Annotated in this window: 19 protein-coding genes; 12 read left to right on the top strand and 7 right to left on the bottom strand. The window is 54.6% G+C overall.

Annotated elements, in window-relative coordinates; all coding sequences use genetic code 11:
* Positions 1-139 precede the first annotated feature (139 nt).
* Entirely contained in the window at positions 140-943 is an 804-nt protein-coding gene (locus SH528x_RS36000; protein ID WP_442508239.1) for an MBL fold metallo-hydrolase, read from the top strand.
* Between the two features lie 203 nt (positions 944-1,146).
* Here the strand turns inward: SH528x_RS36000 and SH528x_RS35995 are convergent, their stop codons facing one another.
* The 4 genes from SH528x_RS35995 to glgC all read right to left on the bottom strand — a co-directional run bounded on the left by SH528x_RS35995 (position 1,147) and on the right by glgC (position 7,208).
* Complete coding sequence (locus SH528x_RS35995) at positions 1,147-2,790, bottom strand: AAA family ATPase (protein ID WP_442508238.1); 1,644 nt, start codon at positions 2,788-2,790, stop codon at positions 1,147-1,149.
* A complete protein-coding gene (locus SH528x_RS35990; RefSeq protein WP_442508237.1) occupies positions 2,780-4,834 on the bottom strand; it encodes a peptide MFS transporter in 2,055 nt (684 codons plus the stop codon). Before SH528x_RS35990 ends, SH528x_RS35995 begins: the two co-directional genes overlap by 11 nt.
* A 93-nt stretch (positions 4,835-4,927) precedes the next feature.
* Positions 4,928-5,830, bottom strand: a complete 903-nt coding sequence (locus SH528x_RS35985) for a GGDEF domain-containing protein (protein ID WP_442508236.1) — start codon at positions 5,828-5,830, stop codon at positions 4,928-4,930.
* A gap of 121 nt (positions 5,831-5,951) precedes the next feature.
* Positions 5,952-7,208 (bottom strand): glucose-1-phosphate adenylyltransferase, encoded by a 1,257-nt coding sequence (glgC, locus tag SH528x_RS35980; RefSeq protein ID WP_442508235.1) that lies wholly within the window; start codon positions 7,206-7,208, stop codon positions 5,952-5,954.
* Between the two features lie 440 nt (positions 7,209-7,648).
* Here glgC and SH528x_RS35975 point away from each other — a divergent pair, with 440 nt between their 5' ends.
* From SH528x_RS35975 to SH528x_RS35965, 3 genes are all read left to right on the top strand, one after another.
* A complete protein-coding gene (locus SH528x_RS35975) occupies positions 7,649-9,124 on the top strand; it encodes a Do family serine endopeptidase (protein ID WP_442508234.1) in 1,476 nt (491 codons plus the stop codon).
* A 262-nt stretch (positions 9,125-9,386) separates the two neighbouring features.
* Entirely contained in the window at positions 9,387-11,417 is a 2,031-nt protein-coding gene (mutL, locus tag SH528x_RS35970) for a DNA mismatch repair endonuclease MutL (RefSeq protein WP_442508233.1), read from the top strand.
* Positions 11,418-11,670: 253 nt separating this feature from the next.
* Complete coding sequence (locus tag SH528x_RS35965) at positions 11,671-12,570, top strand: response regulator (RefSeq protein ID WP_442508232.1); 900 nt, start codon at positions 11,671-11,673, stop codon at positions 12,568-12,570.
* A gap of 169 nt (positions 12,571-12,739) precedes the next feature.
* Here the strand turns inward: SH528x_RS35965 and SH528x_RS35960 are convergent, their stop codons facing one another.
* Positions 12,740-13,909, bottom strand: a complete 1,170-nt coding sequence (locus tag SH528x_RS35960) for an aldose 1-epimerase family protein (protein ID WP_442508231.1) — start codon at positions 13,907-13,909, stop codon at positions 12,740-12,742.
* 270 nt (positions 13,910-14,179) lie between these two features.
* Here SH528x_RS35960 and SH528x_RS35955 point away from each other — a divergent pair, with 270 nt between their 5' ends.
* From SH528x_RS35955 to SH528x_RS35930, 6 genes are all read left to right on the top strand, one after another.
* On the top strand, positions 14,180-15,430 hold the full coding sequence (locus tag SH528x_RS35955; protein WP_442508230.1) for a hypothetical protein: 1,251 nt from the start codon (positions 14,180-14,182) through the stop codon (positions 15,428-15,430).
* A 182-nt stretch (positions 15,431-15,612) separates the two neighbouring features.
* The gene (locus tag SH528x_RS35950; RefSeq protein ID WP_442508229.1) at positions 15,613-16,638 is read left to right on the top strand and encodes a sugar phosphate isomerase/epimerase family protein; all 1,026 of its coding nucleotides are present in this window, start codon (positions 15,613-15,615) and stop codon (positions 16,636-16,638) included.
* Positions 16,639-16,708: 70 nt separating this feature from the next.
* Positions 16,709-17,839 carry a Gfo/Idh/MocA family protein gene (locus SH528x_RS35945; RefSeq protein WP_442508228.1) on the top strand — a complete coding sequence of 377 codons (1,131 nt, stop codon included), beginning with the start codon at positions 16,709-16,711 and terminating at the stop codon, positions 17,837-17,839.
* Positions 17,839-18,099: a DUF4404 family protein gene (locus SH528x_RS35940; RefSeq protein ID WP_442508227.1), complete on the top strand. Its 261-nt coding sequence runs from the start codon at positions 17,839-17,841 to the stop codon at positions 18,097-18,099. The genes SH528x_RS35945 and SH528x_RS35940 overlap by 1 nt, the downstream gene beginning before the upstream one ends.
* A gap of 442 nt (positions 18,100-18,541) precedes the next feature.
* On the top strand, positions 18,542-19,453 hold the full coding sequence (fdhD, locus tag SH528x_RS35935) for a formate dehydrogenase accessory sulfurtransferase FdhD (RefSeq protein WP_442508226.1): 912 nt from the start codon (positions 18,542-18,544) through the stop codon (positions 19,451-19,453).
* A gap of 62 nt (positions 19,454-19,515) precedes the next feature.
* The gene (locus SH528x_RS35930) at positions 19,516-21,873 is read left to right on the top strand and encodes an FdhF/YdeP family oxidoreductase (RefSeq protein WP_442508225.1); all 2,358 of its coding nucleotides are present in this window, start codon (positions 19,516-19,518) and stop codon (positions 21,871-21,873) included.
* A gap of 324 nt (positions 21,874-22,197) precedes the next feature.
* On the opposite strand, the gene SH528x_RS35925 is transcribed toward SH528x_RS35930, so the two are convergent.
* Positions 22,198-23,103, bottom strand: a complete 906-nt coding sequence (locus tag SH528x_RS35925; RefSeq protein WP_442508224.1) for a fructose bisphosphate aldolase — start codon at positions 23,101-23,103, stop codon at positions 22,198-22,200.
* 323 nt (positions 23,104-23,426) lie between these two features.
* On the opposite strand from SH528x_RS35925, the gene SH528x_RS35920 reads away from it, so the two are divergent.
* On the top strand, positions 23,427-23,570 hold the full coding sequence (locus tag SH528x_RS35920) for a hypothetical protein (protein ID WP_442508223.1): 144 nt from the start codon (positions 23,427-23,429) through the stop codon (positions 23,568-23,570).
* A 125-nt stretch (positions 23,571-23,695) separates the two neighbouring features.
* Positions 23,696-24,322, top strand: a complete 627-nt coding sequence (locus SH528x_RS35915; RefSeq protein WP_442508222.1) for a hypothetical protein — start codon at positions 23,696-23,698, stop codon at positions 24,320-24,322.
* Between the two features lie 144 nt (positions 24,323-24,466).
* Here the strand turns inward: SH528x_RS35915 and SH528x_RS35910 are convergent, their stop codons facing one another.
* Positions 24,467-25,708 (bottom strand): Lpg1974 family pore-forming outer membrane protein, encoded by a 1,242-nt coding sequence (locus SH528x_RS35910; RefSeq protein ID WP_442508221.1) that lies wholly within the window; start codon positions 25,706-25,708, stop codon positions 24,467-24,469.
* Between the last annotated feature and the right edge of the window lie 192 nt (positions 25,709-25,900).

The raw sequence follows: 25,900 nt of genomic DNA, 5'->3' as shown, positions 1-25,900 counted from the left end.
CCATCGGTGAGGGCTCCCCGACACTTGGTTTGCAGTAAAGCCATTTCGCCGACGAATCATGTCAACCGGGTTTTCGTTGCTTGCTGAGCCTGCGTAGAATACCGCACCCGCTAATTCTTTCTCTGAGATTTCTTTCGTTATGTTGATTCGTAAACCCATTTTCCCAGGCGTGATCGAGCTTAATTTTCAAGCTGGCGAGGTTCTCGGTTGCAACGTCTACCTAGTGTACGACCAAGACGAATGGATCTTGATCGACATCGGTTACGAGGAAACGGTCGAGGATTTCGTCGAGATCATTCGGCAGCTCGATTTCCCGCTGTCACGCTGCAAAACGCTTGTCGCAACCCACGCGGACGTCGATCACATTCAGGGACTTGCTAAAGCCAAGCAGTTGCTCAAGACGACGGTTTCAGGCCATCCCAAAGCGGTCAAGCCGCTTCGCGAAGGGGACACGTTGATCACGCTGGCGGAGATCGAAGCCCAAAACCTGAAGCTCGCGATGCCTCCGGTCGAAATCGAGCACGAAATCAACGACGGTGACATCATCAAGATTGGCAAGCTCGAGCTCGAAGTTTGGCATACGCCGGGACACACCGACAGCCAGTTAGCGTTCCGTCATGGCGACGTTTTGCTCAGTGGCGATAATATTTATCGTGATGGTTGCATCGGAGCGATTGACGCTCATCACGGCAGCGACATCAAGGCGTTCGTGAAATCACTCGAGCGGATTCGCGACAGTGATGTCAAATGGTTGGCTCCGAGTCACGGCCCGATTTTCCGCAACAACAAAGATTTGCTGAATCGCACGATTGATCGTGTTCGCGGCTACTTGAAAATGGCCGACTTCGGAACGCTTGCGGACAGTTGGCCGTTGATGGACGAGTGGGACGACGAGGTCGCTCAAGGCAAGTTGCCCGAAGGACTTGTGCCCCCAAGTGCATAGCCAATGTGGGATAGGCTTCCAGCCTGTCATCGGCATTGTCTTCGTCACGAAACTTCTTCGTAGCGTCTCCTGTAGCGAAACTCGCCAAGAGTTTCGTGCAGTCGGGGAGACCGAAACTCTTGGCGAGTTTCGCTACGAGAAATCTTGCTAACGCAGCGCAACTTTTGCGGAGCAAAAGGCGACTATCTCTACGATTTCTCAGCCTATTTCACGCTGACTTCGGCCCAGTCGGCCGTTTGAATGTGTTGGCACTTTTTGCAACGGACACGGATGCCGAGTGACTCGGGCATGATCCGCACTTTACGCTGGCATCCATTGCACTGGATTCGCAGAATATGCGGTTCGTCGACCAGCGAATCGAGCTTGCTGTTGGTGACGCCGGGAATGCTGACGTCGTCGGCCAACAGCACTGTCAAAAGCGATTCGGTCAACTGAGAGACTTCGGCGATGCGGTCGGCTAAGCGGCGAATCGTGTCTTCGAATGCGTTTCGCACCAATCGGCCGTTTCCAAAATGTCGGTCGCGATTTTCGTAAAGGTGCTGAAAGCCAATCAACAAGCGATGGCGTGCATCGCTGGGCATTTTATATTGATTCTGCTCACACATCGTCTCGAAGATGCGGCCGAGGTCGAGCGGAGAGTAATCTTCGAAATCGATTTTGGTGTTGATCCGTGATGACAACCCAGGGTTGCTGCGGATCATCTTGGCCATCTCGTCGCTGTAGCCTGCCAAGATCACAGCCATCGACTCGCGGTCGTCTTCCATCCGTTTCAGCAGCGTTTGGATCGCTTCGCGGCCGTAGGCATCGTCGCCGGATGCGTCGACAAGGCTGTAGGCTTCGTCGATAAACAACACGCCCCCTTTGGCTGAATCGCACAGCTTGTTTGTTTTCGGCCCGGTTTGGCCAGCGTATTCGGCAACCAGCCCACTGCGGTCGGTTTCGATCACGTGTCCTGAAGGAAGCGTGCCGAGGGCACCAAGGATTTGCCCGACTATCCGTGCGACGGTGGTTTTGCCTGTTCCTGGGTTGCCGATAAACGTCATGTGCAAACTGATCGGCATCGTCGCCAAGCCTGCGTCCTTGCGTTGTTGTTGCAGTCGCAGAAAGTTGGCATAGCTACGAACTCGGTCTTTGACACTCTGCAATCCGATCAGCGACTCGAGTTCTTTCATCGCGGCCTGCAGTCGCCGCTCACGATCCGCCGGGCTTTCGGACTCGGTGGTCGTCCCTGCGGCTTCGCTTGCTTGTTGCTGCTCGTGCTGGTACGCCATCGCCGAAGGACCTTCGGAGGATGCGTTTCCGATCGGAGCGAGTGTCGATTTGGGATCAGCGGGATGCAGTGCCATGTCGATGTCGCGCTGCAGCGTGTGCAGAGCGACTGATTCTTCGGGCATCGTTTGACCGTCACATTTGGCGACCAGATTGGCCAGTCGCATCACAATGGTTTCGACCTGAGCTTTGCTGTCGGCGAGCGGGGCGTACCGCACAAACGGAGCGACAAGCGACTCCCAAGTCAATTGGTCAGCTTGCTCGAATAGACCCGTTGCGGCTTCACGCAATTGGCCGCCGTGTAGTTGTTCACCCCACAGGTGGTCGATCATAGCGGCAGCAACACGTTTTTCAGCGCTGGTCCAGCGATCGTCAGCACGAACGATCGTAACGTAGACCTTGATCAGCAAGCCACGATGCAGGTCATCCATCAATTCGACGAACTGGTTCGGATTGCCCTCGATTAGTGTGGGATAACGGCGCACCATCCATTGGCCGCAATGGTTGTACAGTTTGCCACAGTCGCGAACGACGCGGCGTAGCAAACCGATCACACGAGCATCGTCTTTATCGTTCATCCTGCTCGTGCATCCAGCGGCTCAACCAAGGTGACAATAACAAGCATGCGAGTCCCGACAATATCGCCGTGATTGCGATCGTGCCAAACACGCCACCGTACACGTTGACGGTTTCGGTAGGCATCGGAATCGTGCTGCCCGTGTCCCCGCCTTCGCTGACTCCGGTTAATTGCGAGATGATCGCGGCTAGGTACTGGCTAAACGCAGTCGCCAAGAACCATCCGCCCATCACGGTGCTGACAAGGTGTTTTGGGCTCAATTTTGTCATGGTGGAAAGTCCCACGGGGCTGAGACACAATTCGCCCATCGTTTGTAACAGATAGCCCAGCAGCAGCCAACTAATTGTGACCATCCCGCGGCCATTGGCGTTGACGGCACCGTACCAGAAGGCACCGAAACCGAGCCCCAGCAGCGCTAAACCGAACGCAAATTTGACCGGTGATGATGGATCCATATCCCGGATTCGCAGTTGCGTCCACAGTGCCGAAAAGACAAGACCTAGCAGCAGGATGAAGATCGGATTGACGGATTGAAACAAACTGGCGGGCAATTCGGCGTCGCGTGAGGCAATCCCCATGCCAACGTTGCTTTCACGAATCGTCCAATCGATCTCAAAGCCTTTCTCTTCGTGCTCGGCTCGCAGTTGGTCGAGATCCGAAAGTGAAAATGGGGAGCCCTCTTTCCACTCGTATCCAATTTGTTCCTGGGTCGGTTGGATCTGGATCGTATCACCCACCATCGATTCGGTGATGACCAAGGACTCGACGACGCGATCGACGTTGCGGTCGGTGAACAGGTTGACGCTACTGCCGGCCTGTTCAAAGAAGGCAAAGAACAGCATTTGAAAGAAAATGAGCACCAATGCCACGATCATTCGTTGCCGAGGTATTTGGTCCAATTTAAATGTCTGGATAATCAGGTAGCCAAACGCAATGATCCCGATCACGGTCAAGACAAGACCCGCTGGCTTGCTGACTTCTTTCAAAAAGACCACAGCGATGCTGCGTACGGCCTTGGACATCGAAGAGTCGTTTTCTTGGCCGTCTGCTTCTTGGCCGTCTGTCGTTTCGCCGGTATCTCCCGTGAAGTTATTGATGGTTTCGTTCGAGATTAACTGTAACGACTTGCCATCTTTGGTCAGGGGTGAAAAACCGCTTACCAGCAGCGTCAGTACAGGAATCGCGATCAGTGTGCCGAGGTAAACCATCCAGTCGTGACGGCCATCCACCCCTTCGGGACGTTGGCCTTTGTCGGCACTCAGGCCGCCTCGTGAAAGCGCGACGCAGGCGATCACGCCAGCGGCAACTAGCGAGACCGCGACAAAAATGTTGACAGCGGTGGTCCAAGGGTTATCAGGCCGAAAGAATAACATGCCCAGCGCGCTGACCGCCGCGCCTAAACCAATCAAGCTTTGTGTCACCAGTGTTGGCATCACGAAGACGGCCAGTCCGATCAGCATGCCGATTGTGGCTAGCCCGAAACCGTAGTGCCATCCATAGGTCTCGCCAACGTAGCCGCACAGCAAGGGACTCATTGCGGCACCGAGATTGATGCCCATGTAAAAGATCGTAAACCCGCCATCGCGTTTGCCGCTGCCTTTGGGGTATAGCGATCCGACGATCGTCGAGATGTTGGGTTTGAAGAATCCGTTGCCAACGATCAGTAGCGAGAGAGCAACAAAAAATGGCCACTGTGCTTCGTACGTCATCAGCAAGTGGCCCGCAGCCATCAGCACGCCACCCAGGATCACGGCGCGGCGTTGTCCCAGTACACGGTCGGCCAGCAGTCCACCAAAAAACGGTGTCATGTAGACCAGTGCGGTGTAGGCCCCGTAAACCGTATAGGCTTGTTCGTCCCCGTACTTCAGGAATCCCTTGATCATGTACAGGACTAGTAGTGCCCTCATCCCGTAGTAGGAAAATCGCTCCCACATCTCGGCAAAGAACAGCGTGTACAGCCCCGTCGGGTGTCCGAATAATGTCGATTGACCTTCATGCAGGTCGGCGCCCGAACGAACGGGGGTAGAGGAATCGTCAGCGCTCATCGTGAATTTTAGTTCGGGAAATGGTGGTTCGAGGACCGGTACGTTGCCGGACGCGGGTTAATTCGGAAGGGGTGGGGAGGGCGTAAGAACCGTTTAGCCTTTGGCGACTTCGGGCGCACCGACCAACGATGTGCCTTTGCCATCGTGATAATAGACTCGGTTGCGGCCGATGTTTTTGGCGGCATACAGTGCTTCATCAGCACGTCGCACCACGGGGCTGGCGACAAGATCGTCGCGTGGTTCGCTTAAGCCGACGCTAATCGTGACCGACAAGGATTTCGTGCCCGTCTCCATCTGATGTGACGCCATCGTCTTGCGAACTCTGTTCATCTTGTCCGACGCGATTTGCAGAGGGCCGTTCATCAGGATCGCGAACTCTTCGCCGCCAAAACGGGCCACGATGATTGCGTCATCGAGTTCGATTTTTAGCAGCTTGGCGACTTGTTGAAGCACTTGGTCACCGACTTGATGCCCGTGGGTATCGTTAAAGTTTTTGAAGTGATCGATGTCAACGAGCGCCAACGCGAACGAGCGGCCGCCTTTGCGAAACGTCGTGAACACCTCGTCAAGTTTTTGGTCAAAGGCACGTCGGTTGTGCAGCCCCGTCAACGCATCGGTACGAGCTTCGGTCAGATAGCTTTCGATTTGCTTGGTTTGCTTGTCGAGTTGACGTTCGGCAGATTCGAGCCGCGTTTGCAACTGCTCGTTGCTATCCATGATCTGCTTCAGCAGCGCAACCACCTTGGGTGTCGATTGACCTGAATCGGAATCCACTCGCACTTCGTTGCTCAATTCACCCAGTCGCGTTTGATATTTCGACACGCTGCCGGAGTATTCGTTCGTCCAAGCGCCAAGTTCTTGCAGCATTTGTAGGACGCGTTCGCGTTCGTCTTGAGACATCGCCACTCCCGCTGTTTCGTTGCGTTGGCGTCCAAATCGATAGCCGATCGCCAGCCCCACGGCTATTAGCACTAGGCCTGAGACAATGCCGACCATCGTTAGGACCAGGTTTCCCTGTAGTAGTTCTTCGTTGATGACCGTTTGCCCAATATAGTTAACGAGGGAGTTTCGCTGGTTCGAGGCGAGTAGAATAGCCCGTTTTTCTTCTAGCGGGGGACTAGAAGTGCACTGCGTCCGGCGTTTGAGTCGGGTCCAATTGTTCACCCCGGGCGATCACCACTAGCCCGCTTTCGGTGACCGTGAACCCCCTTGCCGCGTCGGCTGCTGGATCATAACCGATTTCGGTTTCTGGCGGGATGCGGACTCCTTTGTCCACAATCACGCGCCGCAGACGGCATCGACGTCCGACCTCGACACCTTCAAACAGGATGCTGTCCTCGACATGAGCGTAGCTGTTGATCCGGACGTTGGGCCCAACGATGCTACGCGCCACGCTGCCGCCGCTAATGATCGCGCCTTGGCAGACCATGGAATCGAGTGCCTCGCCACGTCGGGACGAGTGGCCTTCGCTGCCGAACACGAATTTGGGTGGTGGCATCATCGGCTGAAACGAGCGAATCGGCCAATGTTGGTCGTAAAGATTCAATTGCGGGTCGACGCCGATCAAGTCCATGTTCGCTTCGTAGTAGGCATCGATGGTGCCGACGTCACGCCAATAGGCATCGCGTTTTCGGTTCTCGTCTAGAAACGGGAACGCATAAACCCCATGCTTTTCGATTGCCGCCGGGATGATGTTTTTGCCAAAGTCGTGATCGCTTTCGGTTCGGGTCGCATCATCACAGAGCTGTTCGAACAGGAACCGAGCGTTGAAGACATAGATGCCCATCGATGCCAGACAAACATCGGGATCGTCGGGCGTTGCCATCGGGTCGGCCGGTTTTTCCTGGAATCCGGTCAGCCGATTATCCAAGTCGACTTGCATAACCCCGAATTGCTTCGCTTCATCACGGCTGACACGCAACGCTCCGATCGTGATGTCGGCTCCCATTTTGCGATGGAAATCGACCATCGGCTTGTAATTCATCTTGTAGATGTGGTCGCCCGCCAGGATCACGACGTCTTTGGGCTGCTCGCTCTCGATTGCGTAGATGTTTTGATAGACGGCGTCAGCGGTCCCTTGGTACCAATTGTTGTCAATCCGCTGCTGAGGAGGGACAACATCGATAAATTCACCGAGTTCGCGGCAAAAATAGTTGCGCCAGGCAAGGTTGATGTGGCGATCGAGCGATTGCGCCTTGTACTGGGTCAACAGCAACATTCGCCGCATGTCGCTATTGAGTGCATTGCTAAGCACAAAGTCAATAATCCGATACAGGCCGCCAAAGGGGACCGCTGGCTTAGCTCGGTCACGCGTCAAGGGCTCCAGACGCGAACCCCGCCCTCCGGCCAAAATGACCGTCAAAGTATCTCGCATACAGTTTTATTAGCTCCGTGCTTGCTTTGGATCACTCGAAGGATCGTTCGATAGCGTACCAGATTAGCAGCTGGAAATGTCCAGCCCTCGCAGTCGGAAAGTGTGCATTTTTGGCCTAGCGTTTGCTCCGGCTTGGACGTTTCCCGCTAACGCTGTCGCATCGACAGAAGGTCAGGTTTTAATCTGGGTAGTCTTCGTTGAGTTTCCGGCTTTCCCGCAGTTTGTAGCCCTTAGTACCGCGATTGGTGCCGCCCTTAGTGCCACCGGGGCCGCAACATGTGGGTGCCGAAAGTGCCGAAGCCTCGCAGTGCGAAATGGCCGACGCTGCAGGGGGCGGGGTTGTAGCTCGCTACAATAAGGGTTGGTGCTGCGAGCATGCCGGGTAAAGATGAGCGGGGCAAAGACAGTTTTTCAAATTCGATTAGTTTGGAGTCATCCTGATGGACAATCTGTGGAAACGTGTAAGCGTTGCCTTGGCGGCAATGTTGTTTGGATCACTGCTGACCGGTGTCGTGTTGAGTTTGCCTGATTCGCTGCAGCGAGGTAGTCTCGCGCAAGATCAATCACGGGTGCCGATCCAAGGTCAGCATCTGAACACCGCACAAGATCTATCGCTATCGTTTCGTAACGTCGCCGAAGCGCTGCGACCCAGTGTCGTTAGTATCAGCACCAAGCAAACTCAGATTGTTGGCGGCCGACAAAGCCAGCGACGCGCGTTGCCGCCAGGCTTCGAAGACTTTTTTGGTTACCAACCCCAGGCTCCTCAGCGCCGCGAGTCCGAAGGGATGGGCAGCGGGGTGATCGTTCGCAAGGATGGCTACGTATTGACCAACAATCACGTCGTGGAGGGCGCGGACGAGATCAAAGTCGAGTTGAACGACGGACGGATTGTCCTAGGAAAGATGGTGGGCACCGACCCGCAAACCGACTTGGCGGTAATCAAGGTCGATTTGGATGGGTTGCAACCTGTGCTGCTAGGCAGCTCGGACGACATCCGTGTCGGCGATTGGGTATTGGCGATCGGAAGCCCATTCGGCTTGGAACAAACGGTGACCGCGGGAATCATTAGCGGGAAAAACCGAGTGCAAGGAATTGTCGATGATGGAAATGGTTTTGAAGACTTTCTGCAAACCGATGCGGCGATTAACCCAGGCAACTCGGGCGGTCCGCTGGTCAATTTGCAAGGCGAATTGGTTGGCATCAACACGGCGATCTTGTCACGCAGCGGTGCAAGTGCTGGGATCGGATTTGCAATCCCGGTTTCCTTGGCAAAACCGGTGTTGGAATCAATTATTGAATCAGGCCAAGTGCGGCGAGGTTTCTTAGGCGCCCAGGTGGTCGATGTGACTCCCGAAAGCGTCAAGAAATACAACCTTACGGTCAACTCGGGTGCATTGATTGGAGGGTTGCTCGAGAATCAGCCCGCAGCGAAGGCGGGGCTGCAGCCTGGCGATGTGGTGACAAAGTTGGATGGTCGGCCGGTGCGTTCGGGAACTCAATTGCGAAACTATGTCGCGAGTCGTCCGCCTGGGGCTGCTGTGGAGATGGAGATTATTCGCAATCGGCAAACATCGCAGGTCACAGTGAATTTGCAGGAACGTACTGATGAAGCAATGGCAATGTTCGGCGCGGGATCGCTGTTTGGCGCCGAGTTGATTCCGGTCACTCCGGAAACCGCCAAGCAATACGGTTACGAAGGGCTGCGAAGTGGCTTGATTGTGGCGAGTGTCGAAGACGGCAGCATCGCCGCTCAGGGAGAACTGCAAGTTGGCGACGTGATCGAATCGGCGGCTAACATCCAAGTATCCTCGGTCGACCAATTGTCGCTGATTTTGGACGAGGCCCAAAAGCAACGGCAACCATTGCGATTGGTCGTCCGGCGTGGCAACGCCCGAATGTTATTAGTCGTCCGCTAAATGGCGAAGATCACTTGAGATGTGATGCCAGATAACTGACGTAGTGGATCTTGCTAAAGATCCTTCAGGCGGGATCTTTAGCAAGATCCACTACGGGGGAATGCTGAAAAAAACGATGCCAGGCTGGAGCTTGGCTCACTTTTCCAATCTTTCCAATTATTCGCCTTGCGGCTCCCCCATCGAGCCGCAACTCTCTTGCATGCATTGGATTTCAGACGGATTCTCGGTTGTTGATTTTGCGTAAAACGGTACATTCGTAAGGATGACTGTTACTGCAAAACCGCTGCCGACCATCCGTCAATTACCCCCCAATCTTGTCAACAAGATCGCTGCTGGCGAAGTAATCGAACGGCCGGCGTCGGTCGTCAAGGAATTGCTTGAAAACAGCGTCGATGCGGGAGCCTTTCGCATCGAGGTGACGATCAATGGCGGTGGTACCGAATTGATCCGCATCAGCGACGATGGTTGCGGAATGACTTCGGAGCAACTGCCGCTGGCGGTGGCTAGTCATGCGACCAGCAAGCTGCCCGACGAAGAGTCGTTGTTTCACGTTCACACGCTTGGGTTCCGCGGCGAAGCACTGGCATCGATCGGTAGCGTTTCGCAGCTCACTATTCGCAGCCGAACGATTGAGGACGATTGTGGGTCCGAAATCAATGTCCGCGGCGGTGTGATTGAATCACCGACGCCATGCGGATGCCCCGTCGGGACCGTGATGGAAATTCGCAATCTGTTTTTCAATACTCCCGTGCGTCATCGCTTCTTGAAAACGGCACAGACCGAACGGGGGCATATTGTCGAAGCGTTCACGCGAATCGCTTTGGCCAATCCGAAGGTTCATTTTGTCTTGACCTCTAACGAAAAGACGCTTTACGACTTGGCGCCCACATCGCGTTGGTCGGACCGGATCGCCGAGTTTTTTGGCGGCGAGATTGCGGATTCATTGATCCCGATCGAAAGTGATGATGCTCAAATTCGCGTTAGCGGTTATGCCTGTGATCCCTCGGTCAGTCGCGGTAACAATCGCATGCAATACATGTTTTTAAACGGGCGACATATCCGTGACCGTTCGCTTCAGCATGCTTTGACCGAAGCTTATCGCGGTTTGTTAATGGTGGGCCGACATCCCGTTTGTTTCCTGCGAATGGAGATGCCAGCCGACATGGTCGATGTCAACGTGCATCCGACGAAGTTGGAAGTGCGATTTACTGATGGCGGCCGCGTCTATGGACGATTATTGCAAACGCTGCGTTACCAGTTTTTGAAAACCAACATGACGCATCGCGTCGGCCCTACGTCCACATCGCAATCCGACAACGATTCAAATGGCGGTGCGCAGAGTGGTGACGTGGTCGCTCCCGCCCCCAGTGTGCTGGGGTTGCCAAGCCGCGTCGAAGCCGAGCAACGGCAAGGGGTGATCAATTGGGCTCGTACGGGCGACAGTAACCCAATGCCTGCAAGCTTGTCGCCTGCCGGGTCGTCGCAGTCGATGCCATCGCTAGCGGTGCCCGGGTTCCAGCCGTTTCCAGGCAGCACGCCTTTCTCAGGCAGCCCTTCGCCTGGGAATGTGGCTGGTGGATCCGCCGTTGATGGCGGTGCTGCGGTACCGCAGACCGACCCTGCAACGGGCGAGCCTGCGGAGCTTGCACCCTGGGATCCACAGCCCGCTGCGAGTGACGGCAATCCGACGGTTTGTTACCTCGGGTTTCAAGTCCACAATCGCTACTTGGTCACGCAAGACGAGAAGGGGATGGTGGTGATTGACCAGCATGCGCTTCATGAGCGAGTGTTGTACGAGCGGGTTAAGGACAAAGTGCTAGGCGGATCCGAGCGATTGGAATCGCAACGATTGCTCGTTCCCGAGCCCGTCTCGTTGACTCCGGCCGAACGCACGGCCGCGCTCGATTCCAAAGAAACTCTAGCCAAGATTGGCATCGAAATTGACGAATTTGGTGGCGAGACAATTCTGATTCAGTCCTACCCCGCGATGCTAAAGCGCATGGCGCCGGGCGACATGCTGCGAACGGTATTGGAATCGGTGATGTCGGCGGGCAAAGAGCCCGATGCTCAAGATTTGTTGAATCATTTGCTCAGCACCATCGCGTGTAAAGCGGCCGTAAAAGCGGGCGATCCGCTCACGCGAGAGGAGATCACTAGCTTACTCGAGCAGCGTGATTTGTACCAGGATACGCACCATTGTCCGCACGGACGCCCCACCGCATTGTTCTTCAGTCGGGATGAATTGGACCGCATGTTTGGCCGTTTGGGGCCTCGTGGCCGGGCAAAAGGTTGATCCGCAACTCACTGAATCGCGGTGCTGTGTCGCCACAGGGTGAGATGCTGGAACTGCACTAAGGGAAAAAATCTTGCCCGACTGGCACCGCAGCATTTCACACGGCGGGCGGCGTTGGTTTAAACTATAGAGTGCACGCGCCTTTTCTGGCGTGGAACGGAGCCTTACTTAATTGACTTGAGCCCTATGCTGAAAAGTTGGGTTTGATCAATACGGCTCGCGTGCGTTTCCGTTCCACTTAACAAACGAGTCCATGATGGCTTCTATTTTACTGTGCGACGACAGCCCGACGCATACGGTGCTGATGCAGACGTTGCTCGAAGATGACGCGCACGAAGTGCGTTGTGCTCAGGACGGACGCGAAGCGATGGCGTCGATTGCCGAGCACATGCCCGAGCTCGTGGTCACGGACCTGCGAATGCCCAATATGAATGGATTGGAATTGGTCCAGACGTTGGTTGCCGAGCAATCGCAATTGCCCACGGTCGTTGTCACAGCTCGCGGTTCCGAGGATCTAGCGGTCGACGCACTTGCATTGGGCGCAGTGAATTTTGTCCCCAAAAATTCGCTCAACATGTTGCTCAATCCGGTCGTGCGGCAAACCATCGCCTATGCATGCAGTGATCGGTTTTCGCAGCCGCTGTCGGGGCAATTGCGTTCGCCGGAGTTCTACTTCAAACTCGGTAGCTACATTGATTCAATCAATCCGGCGACTCAGATTGTCATTCAAGCCTTAGCCGCCTCGGGAAAACTCAATTCGACTAACCGCATTCGGATCGGAGTAGCGGTAGCAAGTGCGTTGTTTAATGCCGTCTGTTATGGCAATTTGGAACTCAGTGACGAAGACCCGATCGTGGGCAAGGTGATCGCGGGCGATCCAGATAGCCATGCAGAATTAATGAAGCGTGCCGGCTCGGATGCGTATCGAAAACGCAGTGTCCATTTAAAGGTGTCCGGCGGCGACAAGGACACGCGGATTTCCGTTTCACACGATGGGAACGGCCGCTTGGCTCGATTCAATCCCGCACCAGGAACACCAGAATCGTTCGAACTAGAGCAGTGTCGCGGGATGATGTTGGTCACTAGCTTCATGGACGAAGTGATGTTCAACTCCGGATTCAGCGAATTGGTGATGGTCAAGCATCACGGGTGAACCCGAGGGCTGACGTAAGTCGGCCACGGCACTACTGCCGAAGCCCTCTTTTTCTGGCGCTGCCCAAAGCAGCATTGCGTTTCGTAGCGTGGAGTGTTGGCTCGCAAATGCGAATCACCACCGTCTGGCGACGGTAGCTACGTCAAAGATAAAAATGCTCTAGTGTGCCTTACAGCGACCAACCCACTTTGGGGTCGTCGTGGATTTGCGGAGTGTGGATCGCGGCGAGACCCTTGATTCGCGCGCTAACCTTCTCGACCGACGTTTCATCGGTCAACACTTCCAACGACAAACGGAACGAGACCGTGTCAGCAGGCTCGATCGCTACCACTCGGCCTTGCTCCGCTTCGAACGAACGCGTGTTGGGAAAGTTTGTTGCGGGTTCCATTCCGACCACATAGCCATCGCTTTTGGCACCCGTATTCTTCCACAAAATGAAATTGGGAAGTTGGCTGACATTGAAGGTGACAGCCAAACCTCGATTCTTTTCGGCCGAGCGGAGCATCGCGGTCGTTTCGCTCGAATCGTCGCAAACCAGGTTGGCAAAGTAGACGCGTTCTTGATAGCCCGATTCGGGTTTATCAAATTGGTTCCATGTATCGAGTTCGCTTGCCGATAATGCGTCTTTCGGAGCAAGTTCTTCGCAGGCCGCCTCGAGCACCGCACCGGGCTTTAGAATCGGCGAGCCCACGTTGATGTGATAAAGCAACTGCATCGTTGCAGGAGTCGACAATTCATTGGTGACGTCATCCAGCAGATCCACACGGTAGCTGCCTGCATGGACTCGCAATCGAGTTTTTAGTCTCAAACGCTTAAAAAACAATCGCGATTCGATCACTTCGCCAATCAACTCGAGTCGGCCGGACGCCTCGTCGTACTCAATCGACAACGAATCAGCCGCCAAGTTACCGATCCGGCCGTGCAGCGGGTGTTTGAGCTTGCCGGCTTCATCGAACTCCGGTGCTCCGTTGCTCTCCAATCCACAGCGGGCGACCAATTCGTCAAAGCCTTCGAGCCAACCGAGGCCGCTGGGGTCGAACAGCGGAACCTGGGACGGATGGACGGGGCCAGTGACGGGCGAGTCCCAGCCGAAGCGAATTCCCTCGGCTTCGATCTTCCAGATCGACATACCACGCGTGGGCAGCACGATGACCCGCATCACGCCGGTGTCGATCTCGACAACTTCGACATTATCCGACGCGCCGCCGACAAAACGGCCATGGCGGGTCTTGATCTCGCCCATGCGTGTTTCCACGTTCATCGAAAGGGGTGAGTCGCTATCCCAGGCGATTTGGGACTCGCGGCGGTCCCAGTTTCGAAGTGCGACAATTTCTGCCATGATCTTTGAATCTTTGAAAGCGAGGGCAATTAGGCGTTAGTAGCTGTGATTGGACCAAGTAAGGTCTTCTTTTTAGGGTTCTGAATCGGTGGCGTTCTTGCTCCTTCGCGGTGAAGCAAATAAAACATAACTTCCTCAGAAACCAAATTAGGGCGTTGATTTTAGCCCACGAAGCGTTTTCTTCTTCACTTGACCAAGCTCAGTGACCGAAGAACACGTTTCTTGCCTGAACATACTCTTTCTCTCCGAGATTCAAAGGTGCTACGATCGATGAGCAACATTAAGCTGGACGAAGGCTTGATCCAAGGTGACTCTGTTGCTGGAATTCTCGACTCCGCAATGGACGCGGGCGAGGGATTGTTGCGTTTGACCCCCACTTGGGTGCCACGATCGTTTTTGCATCCCGGACGTCGGATCAAGTTGCACCCCGGCGATTACTATCGATTTGGCGCTGATCGCGGCGGTATCGACGAACGTTGGTTCGGTAGTACCACCGAAGCGGCTAACGAAGGCCGTGTCTGGCACGAGGGCTTGAGCTTTGTCCTCTTCGAAGGCAAAAAGTTCATGCTCAAGGACGCTGTCTCCGAGCGTGGTAACGATATTGTCGGCGAGTCGATCTATTCAAAATACGATCGTTGGCCGGTTTATTCGAAATTCTTTGACAACATGGGGCCGATCCCCCATCACATGCACCAAAGTTTCGAAGATGCAAAATTGGTCGGCCAGGAAGGAAAACCCGAAAGCTACTACTTCCCACCCCAACTGAACAACGTCGACAACAACTTTGCCTACACGTTCATGGGACTCGAGCCGGGAACGCAAAAGGAAGATGTGCGTCGCTGCTTGGAAAATTGGAACGCTGGCGACAATGGCATCCTCGACCTCAGCCGTGCATATCGTCTGAAGCGTGGTACCGGTTGGTTGATTCCGCCAGGCGTACTGCATGCTCCGGGATCGCTGTGCACGTACGAACCACAATGGGGCAGCGACGTGTTCGGGATGTACCAATCGATCGTCGAAGGCCGCTATGTGCCTTGGTCGTTGCTGGTCAAAGACATGCCCGAAGAAAAACACCAGGACCTCGACTTTATCGTCGGCCAGTTGGACTGGGACAAGAACGTCGACACCCACTTTAAAAACAGCAACTATCTCGAACCGGTTCGCGACGAACAGCGCAGTGGTGATGGCTTCGAAGATCTGTGGATCGTTTACGGCACCGTCGATGGCGAGCAATTGTTCAGCGCCAAAGAATTGACGATCCAGCCCGGTGCGAAATGCACTTTGCAGGATCCTGGTGCGAGTAGCTGGATTACGGTTCAAGGCCGCGGCCGCATGGGATCACTCGATCTGCAGACGCCCGCGATGATCCGCTTTGGCGAAAACACTTCGGATGAAGTCTTCATTTCACATGTCGCTGCAACGAACGGCGTCGAGATCGAAAACCTTGGAACCGAACCGTTGGTTGGACTAAGGTACTTCGGTCCAAACACGCATAAGAATCTGCCCAAGGCTGGCAGCTAAGCATGCCAATATAAGTCATTCCACATAATGATCTGAGCCGGCGGCGCTAGCCGCGGGCAAATATCAACGGGCCCGCGGCTAGCGCCGTCGGCTCACAAGAGGATCGTCGTTTCACCGGCATTTACCGAACGACCTACCTAACCGCCAGCGACTCACACGAACACTTCTAGGAAATCAAAGCGATGAAACTCCATAATGCAATGTGGCCGGGACTGGTTGGCAAAGGTACCGACGAAGGCCAGGAGCCACCGATCAGCCTCGAGCGAATGCTCGACTTGACCGCTGCGGCAGAAGTCAACGGACAAAAGTTCGATGGTATCGATTACTTCTTGTTCCTGCCTCACACCAATCCCGAAGCCAGCGACGACGAGATTCGCAAAATTGCGGACTTGATCGCCAGCAAAGGTTTGGCGGTCGGTTCGTTGGTCGCGCCGATTTGGCCTGGCACCGTCGGTGATTCGGCAATGGGCGATGCCGAGCAACAAGCCAAGTTCCTCTCGGCAGTGAAGATGGCTTGCCGTATCGCGGGGATTTTTAACGACCACGGCGTGCGTCAATACGGAGCGATCCGCATCGACAGCGCCGAGTTTGGCGTCGAGAAGTGGCGTGAAGACAAGAAGGCAAACACTCAGAAGATTGCCAACACGTTCAAAGAAGCGGCCAAGATCGCGGCCGACCATGGCGAGCGTTTGGCGGCCGAAGGCGAAATCTGCTGGGCCGGCATGCACAGCTGGAAAGATATCCTCGACTTGCTCGAAGCGGTCGGGATGCCCGAATCGCTTGGATTCCAAGCCGACTTGGCGCACACCTATCTGTACTTGATGGGCTACAACGCCCCCGAGCATGCGTTGCTGCATGAAGGCTACAGCGACGAAGAGTTCTATGCGGCCTATGAAAAGATGACCGACAAGCTTCGCCCCTGGACGATCGACTTTCACGTCGCGCAGAATGATGGCGAAGTTCACGGGGCTGGTTCGCACGACAAGACTGGAAAACATTGCCCGGCGGATGATCCCAACGGCAAATTGGATATCGTCAAGTGCTCGGGATACTGGCTCAAAGACGCCGATAAGCGTGGCATCAAGCACATTTGCTGGGACGGATGCATGTTCCCCAATGCGATGCTCGAAGACCCTCACACATGGAACACGATTCTCGATACCATGATCAAGGTCCGCGACACGCACTGCACCACGCAAACCGCCTAATCCGCTTTCGCTAACGCTCCACCGCGAACGAATCGAACTCGCTTACAAACGCAACAAGGAAACACGCACGATGAAGCCGCTTAATATTGGTATGGTTGGATACGGGTTCATGGGACGAACTCACTCGAACGGTTATGCCCAAGCGAATCACTTTTTCCCATGCGAATACAAGCCGGTTCTGAAGGCGGTTTGTGCCCGTAATAAAGAAAAGGCGCAAGCGTTCGCGGACAACTGGGGTTACGAGTCGGTCGAAACCGATTGGCGCGAGATGCTCAAGCGTGACGACATTGATGCCATCGATGTCTGTACGCCCAACAACTTGCACAAAGAGATTTCGATTGCGGCCGCCGAAGCGGGCAAGATGGTGCTTTGCGAAAAGCCGCTTGCAATGAACCAAGCCGAAGGCGAAGAGATGTGCCAAGCGGTCGAAAAGGCCGGCGTCAAAAACATGGTCTGGTACAACTATCGCCGCGTGCCCGCCGTCACGCTGGCGAAACAACTGATTGACGAAGGTCGCTTGGGACGGATCTTTCACTACCGAGCCAACTTCCTGCAAGACTGGACGATCAATGCCGACGTGCCTCAGGGCGGTGCGGCAACGTGGCGTTTGGATGCCGAAGCGGCTGGTAGCGGCGTGACCGGCGACTTGTTGGCCCACTGTATCGATACAGCACTTTGGCTCAACGGCAGCATCAAAGATGTTTCGGCCGTCACCGAGACGTTTGTCAAAGAACGCATGCATTCGGAAACGGGCAAGAAAGAGCCAGTCAAGATCGACGACGCTTGTAGCTTTCTCTGCCATTTCGATAACGGTTCGCTGGGCTTGTTCGAATCGACACGTTACGCTCGTGGCCACAAAGCGCTGTACACGTTTGAAATCAATGGCGAACACGCCTCGATTCGCTGGGACCTGCACGATTTGCATCGCCTCGAGTACTTCGATCACGCCGACGATTCGATCGTTCGCGGTTGGCGAAGTGTTCACATCAGTGACGGCGAGCAACCTTACATGAAAAATTGGTGGGTTCCCGGATTGAACATCGGTTACGAGCACACGTTCATTCACCAAGTCGCCGACTTCCTGAAATCTTTGGAAACCGGCGAACAGATGCACCCAAGTTTCCGCGATGCACTCGAAACGCAAAAGGTTTGCGACGCGGTCTTGGACAGTGCAGCACAACGCGCCTGGAAGGACGTCTAATGACTCGCGAAGATCTACTCTTGGCATTGCAAACCGTTCATCAAGAACTGGAAAATGCGGACGACCTCGCTGACGAGGACGTCGCCCGTTTGCGGCAAACCATGGCCGAGATTGAAACGGTATTGGGGCGAAGCGATGACGAAGAGAGCACGCTGAGTGACCAGATCAGCGATTCAGCGCGTCAATTTGAAAAGTCGCACCCGCTGCTGACCAACACGCTCGGACGTATCGCCGACATGCTCCAGCAGATGGGCATTTAGTCTGCGGCATTCTGTTTCTTGCCTGAGCTCGACGTAGCGAAAGTCGCCAAGACTTTCGGTCTTTCACCACGCTGCCCCGCCGAAACTCGCTCGCGAGATTCGTTACGGTCTTTTCTAGCGTCGCGTGCCTCTCAGGGCGACACCGCAAGGATCTGCACGCGATTTAAGTTGCATCCGGTTTTAACGCGGCAAAACTGAGCCGACGGCGCTAGCCGCGGGCATGTTTCTTACAATGCTGACGGGCCCGCGGCTAGCGCCGTCGGCTCACAGAACGACCTGCTTTACTGTTTTGTTGTCGCGGCCGCTGGCAGCTTCCAAGGCTTTTTGGCAATTAACCCTTTGGCAGCCGACGCATAGCTCGTTGCGGGTCGCGACACCGTAAAATGAAAGATGACGCTGCACTCGAACTTGAAAAGCCATGCCCGGCACGACGAGAAACTCAATGATTTCAAATACCCCGCCCCAACTCTCGCATGCGACCGACCATCGTGCCGCTGAAAGACAGCAGGCGAGTAGAAAACGGGGGGATGAAAACGGTGCTCGTGAATTTGAGGTCCAGCAAGTGCGACCAGAATCGGCGGCGGTTGTTTCGGATCTCGTTGCGATCGAAGAACCGCTCGAGATCCGGATTGTGATCGACGAGGACGGCAAAAAGAAAGATCGTTCGATCTCAATCACCATGCGAACCCCGGGTGCGGACACGAAGCTGGCGGTCGGTTTTTTGGTCACCGAGGGAATCGTAACTGAACGCGAGGATGTCGTTGCGGTTCGTCCCTGCCGCAGCGGTTCGGTCGTCCGCGTGCGGCTTCGAGATACGCTGCAAGTCGATCTACAGCGGTTGCAACGACACTTTTTTACGTCCAGCAGTTGCGGTGTCTGCGGCAAAGCATCCATCGAAGCAGTGACAGTGCAAATTCAATCGCCGCTCGATCCGGGGACGCCAACAGTTGCCGCCGAATCGATAAGGAAATTGCCCGAACGGCTTCGTCGTGCGCAACGACTGTTCGACCAAACCGGAGGGCTGCACGCCAGCGGGTTGTTTGATTGCGAAGGCAGCTTGCTAGCAGTCGAAGAAGATGTCGGGCGTCATAACGCGTTAGACAAGCTGATCGGTGGACAATGGATGAACGACGCCAGCGTGTTCGCTTGTTCGATTCTAGTTGTCAGCGGACGGATCAGTTTCGAGTTGGTGCAAAAAGCACTGGTGGTCGGTATTCCGATCATGGTCGCGGTAGGGGCGCCATCGAGTCTGGCAATCGAGCTAGCGGAGCGGCATGGGATGACGCTCGTCGGATTCACCAAGCTGGATCGTTACAATGTTTATCATGACACCAAGCGAATCGTGGCAAGCTAACTGCTGGCTGCTGTTCGCAAAATCATCGCTCCAACCATCCACTTCCTGATCGAGGATTTCCCATGTCCATCGCAGACAAAGCCAACAACGTGGTTGCTACGGCGATTCCGACCCAGCATGGCGAGGTCTGGTTGTTGCCTGCGAAATCCGACGATAATTTGAAGCTAAAGCCGGTCAAACAGAAGTCGACAGGCATCTCCGCTGTCTTGAACAGTTTTCGCTACGCATGGGGCGAAGCGGGGGTGGTGCGGGGGACGCTACCCCTGTTGCAGCTGAACCAGAAAATGGGGATCGATTGTCCCGGCTGTGCTTGGCCGGACCACGATGGTAAACGTGCAACGTTTGATTATTGTGAAAACGGTGCCAAGGCAGTTGCACACGAAGCTGACTCACGGAAACTCACCGCCGACTTTTTTCGCTCGTACAGCGTCAGCGAACTCTCGACACACACTGATTATTGGCTCGAACAACAAGGTCGCTTGACCGAGCCGATGGTGCTGCGTGAGAACGCGACCCATTACGAACCGATCGCGTGGGCGGATGCGTATGCGTTGATCGCGGGCGAATTAAATTCGCTCTCATCGCCCGATCGTGCCGCGTTCTATACCTCGGGCAAAGCGACCAACGAAGCGGCATTTTCCTACCAGTTGTTTGCTCGCCAATTTGGTACGAACAACCTTCCCGACTGTTCGAACATGTGTCATGAATCGAGCGGCCGAGCATTATCAAAAATGATTGGGATCGGCAAAGGCACCGTCAAGCTCGACGACTTCGAAAAAGCCGAATTGGTCTTGGTCGTCGGGCAAAATCCTGGGACGAATCATCCGAGGCAACTGATTGCACTGCAACAAGCCAAACGCAATGGAGCCAAAATCATTGCCGTCAATCCGCTGCCCGAAGCAGGATTGATGGGGTTCATGAATCCGCAGGAGGCACTTGGCATGTTAGGGGTTGCCACGGAACTGACTGATTTGTTTTTGCAGGTCAAAATTAACGGTGATATCCCGTTGTTCAAAGGCATCATGAAGCAAATGATCGAGTGGGAGGATGCCGAACCCGGTTCGGTGATCGATTGGGGGTTTGTTAACGAACATGCTGCGGGATTGGATGAATTGCTTGACGACCTTCGCAGTGCTGATTGGGACACTCTGGTGGCTCGCAGTGGGATCGATCGCGAATTGATGCGACAAGCGGCCGACTGGATTCGTTTGTCCGAAAAGATCATTTTGTGTTGGTGTTTGGGCGTGACTCAGCACACCAACGGGACTCAAAATGTCGCTGAAATGTTGAATCTGTTGCTGCTGCGGGGAGCGATCGGCAAACCGGGGGCGGGGCCGTGTTGTGTTCGCGGGCATAGCAACGTCCAAGGCGACCGTACGATGGGCGTGTGGGAACAGCCCAAAGATGCCTTGCTAGATCGTTTGCAAACGACGTTTGAATTTGATCCGCCGCGAAAGCACGGCGTTGATTCTCAGCGAGCTGCGATTGCACTGCATCATGGTGAAATTGATGTCTTCGTTTCACTCGGAGGCAATTTCTTGATGGCGCTACCTGATACGCGTTATGCCGCCGAGGGATTGGCAAAAACGCGGCTCAATGTGCGGATTGGAACCAAGCTAAATCGCGCCGATTTGGTAGCGGGTCGGCAATCACTGATCTTGCCCTGTTTAGGTCGCACCGAAGAAGACGTGCGAGAATCAAGCAATGGCCATCCGCCTCGTAAACAATTCACGAGCACCGAAAATTCGATGGGCGTCGTTCAGTCCTCGCAAGGCAAGTTGAAACCGGCATCGCCCGATTTACGCAACGAGGTGGCGATTGTGTGTGAAATGGCAGCGGCCACGCTGGGAGATCGAGCGAACAACCCATGGCGTGACTGGGCCAACGATTATGACTTGATCCGTGATGGCATCGCCGCAGTGATCGATGGCTGTGAAAACTACAACGAAAAAGTTCGTCAGCCGGGCGGGTTCTACTTGCCCAATGCTGCTCGCGAGCGTCAGTTTAATACCAGCACCGGGAAAGCGAATTTCACCATCAACCCGATCCCGCAAGACACGATCCAACCGGGCCAGTTTGCGATGACGACGGTGCGGAGCCATGATCAATTCAACACAACGGTCTATGGCAACCACGATCGCTATCGAGGGATTCTGAATGCCCGCCGCGTGGTGATGATGAATGCCGAGGATATGCGAGAAAAGGGGCTGCGTTCGCGTGACCCTGTCGCGGTCACCAGTTATCACGCTGGAGAAACTCGCACGCTACAGAACTTTCAAGTCGTCGAGTATCCGATTCCACGCGGGTGTGTGGCGATGTATTTCCCCGAAGCAAACCCGCTGATCCCAATGAACAGCACCGATGCCTCGAGCAATTGCCCCTCGTTCAAACACACCGCTGTGACCATCGAAAAGTGCTAGAGCCACTGCCCGCGTTCCGTTCCATCGGGTTGTCAACGCGGATGAACTGAGCCGACGGCGCTAGCCGCGGGCCTTTTAACGCCGATTTCACCATGCCCGCGGCTAATGCCGTCGGCTCACAAGAACAGCCCGGACTTAAGGTTTTTGGCACTAATACTGGCAGAGACAACAATCACTTACCTCTCCCAAAATTCATTTTGGGAGAGGTCGGACAGGCCCCTTACAAGGGCCGCCTCCGGGTGAGGGCCGACCGCGCACTTTGCGTGCCCCCTCGGCTCCCGCCTGCTTCAGCGCCCTCATCGCCGCATCACTAAAAGTGGTCAATTACAACGCGTGAGGTGCCATCGAAGCATCAAAGATACTTTGCACAGCGCGGTCCAAAGCCTCGTCAAATTCTTGCTTCGTCTGGTCGGCTCGCAAATCTTGCAGCAGTGCCCGCGAGAAACTAGCGACGACGTGAGCTTGTTTGCGAAGTCGCATGTCCGCTTCCTCGCGGCTGTATCCTCCCGACAGTGCAACGACTTTGACGACCGCAGGATGTTCGACACAATCCAGATACAAGTTGTCTTTTTCGGGAAGCGTAAGCTTCAGCATCACCAATGTCTTACCGTCCAGTCGGTCGAGTTGTTTGATCAGGGCCGTGTTTAAAAGCTCCTCCGCTTTTGCCTTTTCTTTGCAGTGGATGTCGACTTCGGGTTCAATGATTGGCACCAAGCCAGCTGCCGCAATTTTTTTGCCATAGTCGAATTGTTGCTCCACGATCGCATCGATGCCGGAGGAGTTGGCCAAATGGATCACCGATCGCATTTTGGTACCGAACACCGGTTGTTGTTTAGCAAGATCGAGCTTGGCATCGAGCTTCGGCATCGGTTTCATCAACTGAACGCCATCGTTCTGCTCGGCGAGTCCTTCATCGACCTTTAGAAATGGCACAATTTGTTTGACGTTCCAAAGATAGTCACCTGTGGGGCGGCCTTCGACTTCTCGCCGCAATGTGTCTTCGAACAGGATCGCTCCGATGATGCGATCCTTCGTCAAACTCTCGCTCGTCAAGATCCGAGTTCGCATCTGATGGACGACCGCGAACATTTCTTCGTCGTTGCTCCACGCCGATTCATCGACTCCGTATTGCCCGAGTGCCTTGGGGGTGCTGCCACCACTTTGGTCAAGCGCTGCAATAAAACCGGGACGCGTGCGAATGACGTGCAGTTGTTGTTCAAAGGGGCTCATAGTGAGACTCGTTGTTTTTGTGGTGTAGCCCATCGACATGGATGAGCATGCTGTGTTTGTAAAAGAGTGTGCACTGACTTTGTGAAGCATATAACGCGCCAAAAACACTGCAAAATCATGCCCCTGAGAACTCGCGGGACTGCTTGAATGCAAAGAACCGCAAATATTGCGGCGAGAGAATGACCTAAGCGACAAAAGCCGGCCAATAAAAATTCGCAGTCGCGATGTTCCTGATCAGGTAATCCCTGCTCAGCGTGCGGTATGGGACAGTTTCTTGATGTGCAGTGCGTACTTTGCTTTGCTTTAGCTGTAATGCAAGCTGAATGACACTACTACCGACGACGCCTACCATCGATGTTGGACACCTGATTCACGTTGCCCTCCGCCATCAATCCAAGCTACTCAAACCAAGCCACAGCCCTCTCGCTCAGCTGAAATATGATTATCCGCTGCTAGCCGATTGGTGATGCCGGGAATTTTCCGCTAAATTTGGGGCCGATATGGCACTTGCTCACCCGAGAGCTCAAGTTGTCCGCCGCAACCGGATCGTTATACGAACACCACGAGTAGGATTTCAGGGCGAAGTGAGATTATGGCAGGATCGTGCAGGCGAAAACGCCGGAAGAAGCTGAAAAAGGCTTGGGACGAGTTTCAACTTCAACATGGCTTGTCCGATGACCAGTTAAAACAAGCACGTTCGATTGGCTTCACCGTCGATCAGCTCGAAAAGAAAATCAGCGACGATAAATTTGATTCGTCGATGTCGGTGACGAGCCGGATTGCGGAGGTTCATCAAAACCATCGCGCGCAACGTGCCGCCCGGAGCGCAGCAATCGAAGCAGGGTTGATCGAGCCGAAGAAGAAAAAGAAAAAAGCGAAGCCGCCTCATGATCCGCGCTGGGCGAAAGCCAAGAATGTTTGTGGGTTGAACATGGAAGACATTCGCAAAGCAAAAGCCTTGGGGCTGAACCCCACCAAATTAATCAACAATGTGCCCGGACCGAAACAGCGATGGAAAGCACCTGTGAAGGTGTGGATCCGAGAATTGTATGAAAAGCAGCAGCGGTCGCAGCAAGGTACGGAGAGACCCACCGCGTGTGACAGTATGTATCCGATATTGAGCGAGGCCGATATTGAGCGGCTCGCTTGCTGGGTGAACCTGGATGAAAACGGATTCCTCCAGACCTATCCGGAAGCCGATCTAAACGATCTGCCGTAAGAATTCGTCTGCTTTTTCACACCCTGGCTTTAAGTGCGAACCTTCCGCGTAGCGAAACTCGCCAAGAGTTTCGGCGGTTCTGGGGGGGGAATGAAAGTCTTGGCGACTGTCGCTACGGGTTGATTAGCAACGTTGGAGCACAATTTAGTACGCCAATTCGATGCCAGTGCTGACGCCGATGAAGCTGAGGTTGTCATCCAGCGGGCTGTCGCCAGACATGCCGCCATCTGGACCGGTGAACACGCCGGTGGGATTCGCACCGCCGACATCCATGAAATGCTGCGCTTCCAGCGCAACCTGCATCGAGAACCAATTTGCTGGTGCATAACGCAAACCCAATTGGATCTCGGTGTTGCCCGCGAACGAGTGAATCGCGTCTTCGGATGAACGTAAATCGATCGCGTTCAGCGACTGAGCATGCTCGTTCACGTCATCCTCTGCGGTGAAACTCTTTTGCCCGAATAGCAACGAGCCGCGAGCATTGGCGAACAGCGACAATGTATTCAGCGGCAACGAATGAGTGAACCGCATGGCGACGGTGGGACCAAAACCGCGGAATTCGCTGCGGGCGTCAAGGTTACCCGCGTCGGTCATCGCGTGATAACGCTGGGCGATCTTTGCGTAACGAATCCCTGCGTAGACATCCAGGGGTTTGACGATTTGTCGTTGCAGTTCCCAATCGATCACATCGGTGCGAATGCTGCTCGTGAACACCCCCTCTTCGACGAATTGAAGTCCTGTCGATGCGTCGCCGTCTTCGAACAAATAGCCCACTGTACCAAGCGTGAACGAACTGGCGGGGATTAAACCGTTGGCATCATTCGCCTCGAACGATTCGCCATGACGGAATTGCCAATAGCGAACTCGCCACCCCAGTGTTTCATCATTGGCTTCGCGGCCTAATTGGATTCGCGGACTATGTTCCATTTCCCAAGGGAACATGACATGCGAAAACACGTCATCGTCGCGTTCGGTGATCAGTCCGGTCGAATTACTTTGGATCGGTTGCACGATCACGCTTTCATAGGTGACGAACCATTTGGGTGATGTCGTCGTGTGCGAATGATACAGAGGCGTTTGCAATTCAGAGCGGAGTGCTGCGATCTCGAAATTTTGTTCGCTCATCTGGGCCTGCAGTTCCGCAACCTGGATACTCAGATCGCTCGATCCGGCATAGTCATCCATGCTGGTTTGCACGATCTGGGGCTCGGATTCGCGTGCCGTCGGTTGTCCGACACCTTCGTTCAGGAATCCGGAAAGACTCTCGTCATCGAACTCTTGAGCAAAACTGGGGGATGCGATCGAAATTGCTAGCAAACAGAGGCAAATGATAGCGTGTCGAAACGCAGGGGCAGTTAGGCGAGGCGAGGTGGGGTGCGGTGTCATGGTGAATTTCTGGACAGTTACAAGATGTTGGTAGGTGAGCTCAGCCTGATGACATTGCGAAATGTTGGTTTCATGAAGTTTTTTCGCCTACGTCACAACCGTGATGGATTCCGCGAGCAGGCGATAGGGCCACGGATATCACGTAATTGAGCGAAAATCTTCATGGTTGTCCCTCCAACTAGCAAATGGAGA

Origin of the sequence: Novipirellula methanifontis (assembly GCF_052161655.1) — a bacterium.
GTDB lineage: Bacteria > Planctomycetota > Planctomycetia > Pirellulales > Pirellulaceae > Novipirellula.
The sequence above is the reverse complement of the archived record's forward strand: the minus strand, read 5'-3'. Positions and strand labels throughout refer to the sequence as shown.

Coding starts and splice junctions, on each gene's coding strand:
- SH528x_RS36000 (WP_442508239.1), top strand. CDS start 140: ATGTTGATTCGTAAACCCATTTTCCCAGGCGTGATCGAGCTTAATTTT.
- SH528x_RS35995 (WP_442508238.1), bottom strand. CDS start 2,790: ATGAACGATAAAGACGATGCTCGTGTGATCGGTTTGCTACGCCGCGTC.
- SH528x_RS35990 (WP_442508237.1), bottom strand. CDS start 4,834: ATGAGCGCTGACGATTCCTCTACCCCCGTTCGTTCGGGCGCCGACCTG.
- SH528x_RS35985 (WP_442508236.1), bottom strand. CDS start 5,830: ATGGTCGGCATTGTCTCAGGCCTAGTGCTAATAGCCGTGGGGCTGGCG.
- glgC (WP_442508235.1), bottom strand. CDS start 7,208: ATGCGAGATACTTTGACGGTCATTTTGGCCGGAGGGCGGGGTTCGCGT.
- SH528x_RS35975 (WP_442508234.1), top strand. CDS start 7,649: ATGGACAATCTGTGGAAACGTGTAAGCGTTGCCTTGGCGGCAATGTTG.
- mutL (WP_442508233.1), top strand. CDS start 9,387: ATGACTGTTACTGCAAAACCGCTGCCGACCATCCGTCAATTACCCCCC.
- SH528x_RS35965 (WP_442508232.1), top strand. CDS start 11,671: ATGATGGCTTCTATTTTACTGTGCGACGACAGCCCGACGCATACGGTG.
- SH528x_RS35960 (WP_442508231.1), bottom strand. CDS start 13,909: ATGGCAGAAATTGTCGCACTTCGAAACTGGGACCGCCGCGAGTCCCAA.
- SH528x_RS35955 (WP_442508230.1), top strand. CDS start 14,180: ATGAGCAACATTAAGCTGGACGAAGGCTTGATCCAAGGTGACTCTGTT.
- SH528x_RS35950 (WP_442508229.1), top strand. CDS start 15,613: ATGAAACTCCATAATGCAATGTGGCCGGGACTGGTTGGCAAAGGTACC.
- SH528x_RS35945 (WP_442508228.1), top strand. CDS start 16,709: ATGAAGCCGCTTAATATTGGTATGGTTGGATACGGGTTCATGGGACGA.
- SH528x_RS35940 (WP_442508227.1), top strand. CDS start 17,839: ATGACTCGCGAAGATCTACTCTTGGCATTGCAAACCGTTCATCAAGAA.
- fdhD (WP_442508226.1), top strand. CDS start 18,542: ATGATTTCAAATACCCCGCCCCAACTCTCGCATGCGACCGACCATCGT.
- SH528x_RS35930 (WP_442508225.1), top strand. CDS start 19,516: ATGTCCATCGCAGACAAAGCCAACAACGTGGTTGCTACGGCGATTCCG.
- SH528x_RS35925 (WP_442508224.1), bottom strand. CDS start 23,103: ATGAGCCCCTTTGAACAACAACTGCACGTCATTCGCACGCGTCCCGGT.
- SH528x_RS35920 (WP_442508223.1), top strand. CDS start 23,427: ATGACACTACTACCGACGACGCCTACCATCGATGTTGGACACCTGATT.
- SH528x_RS35915 (WP_442508222.1), top strand. CDS start 23,696: ATGGCAGGATCGTGCAGGCGAAAACGCCGGAAGAAGCTGAAAAAGGCT.
- SH528x_RS35910 (WP_442508221.1), bottom strand. CDS start 25,708: ATGACACCGCACCCCACCTCGCCTCGCCTAACTGCCCCTGCGTTTCGA.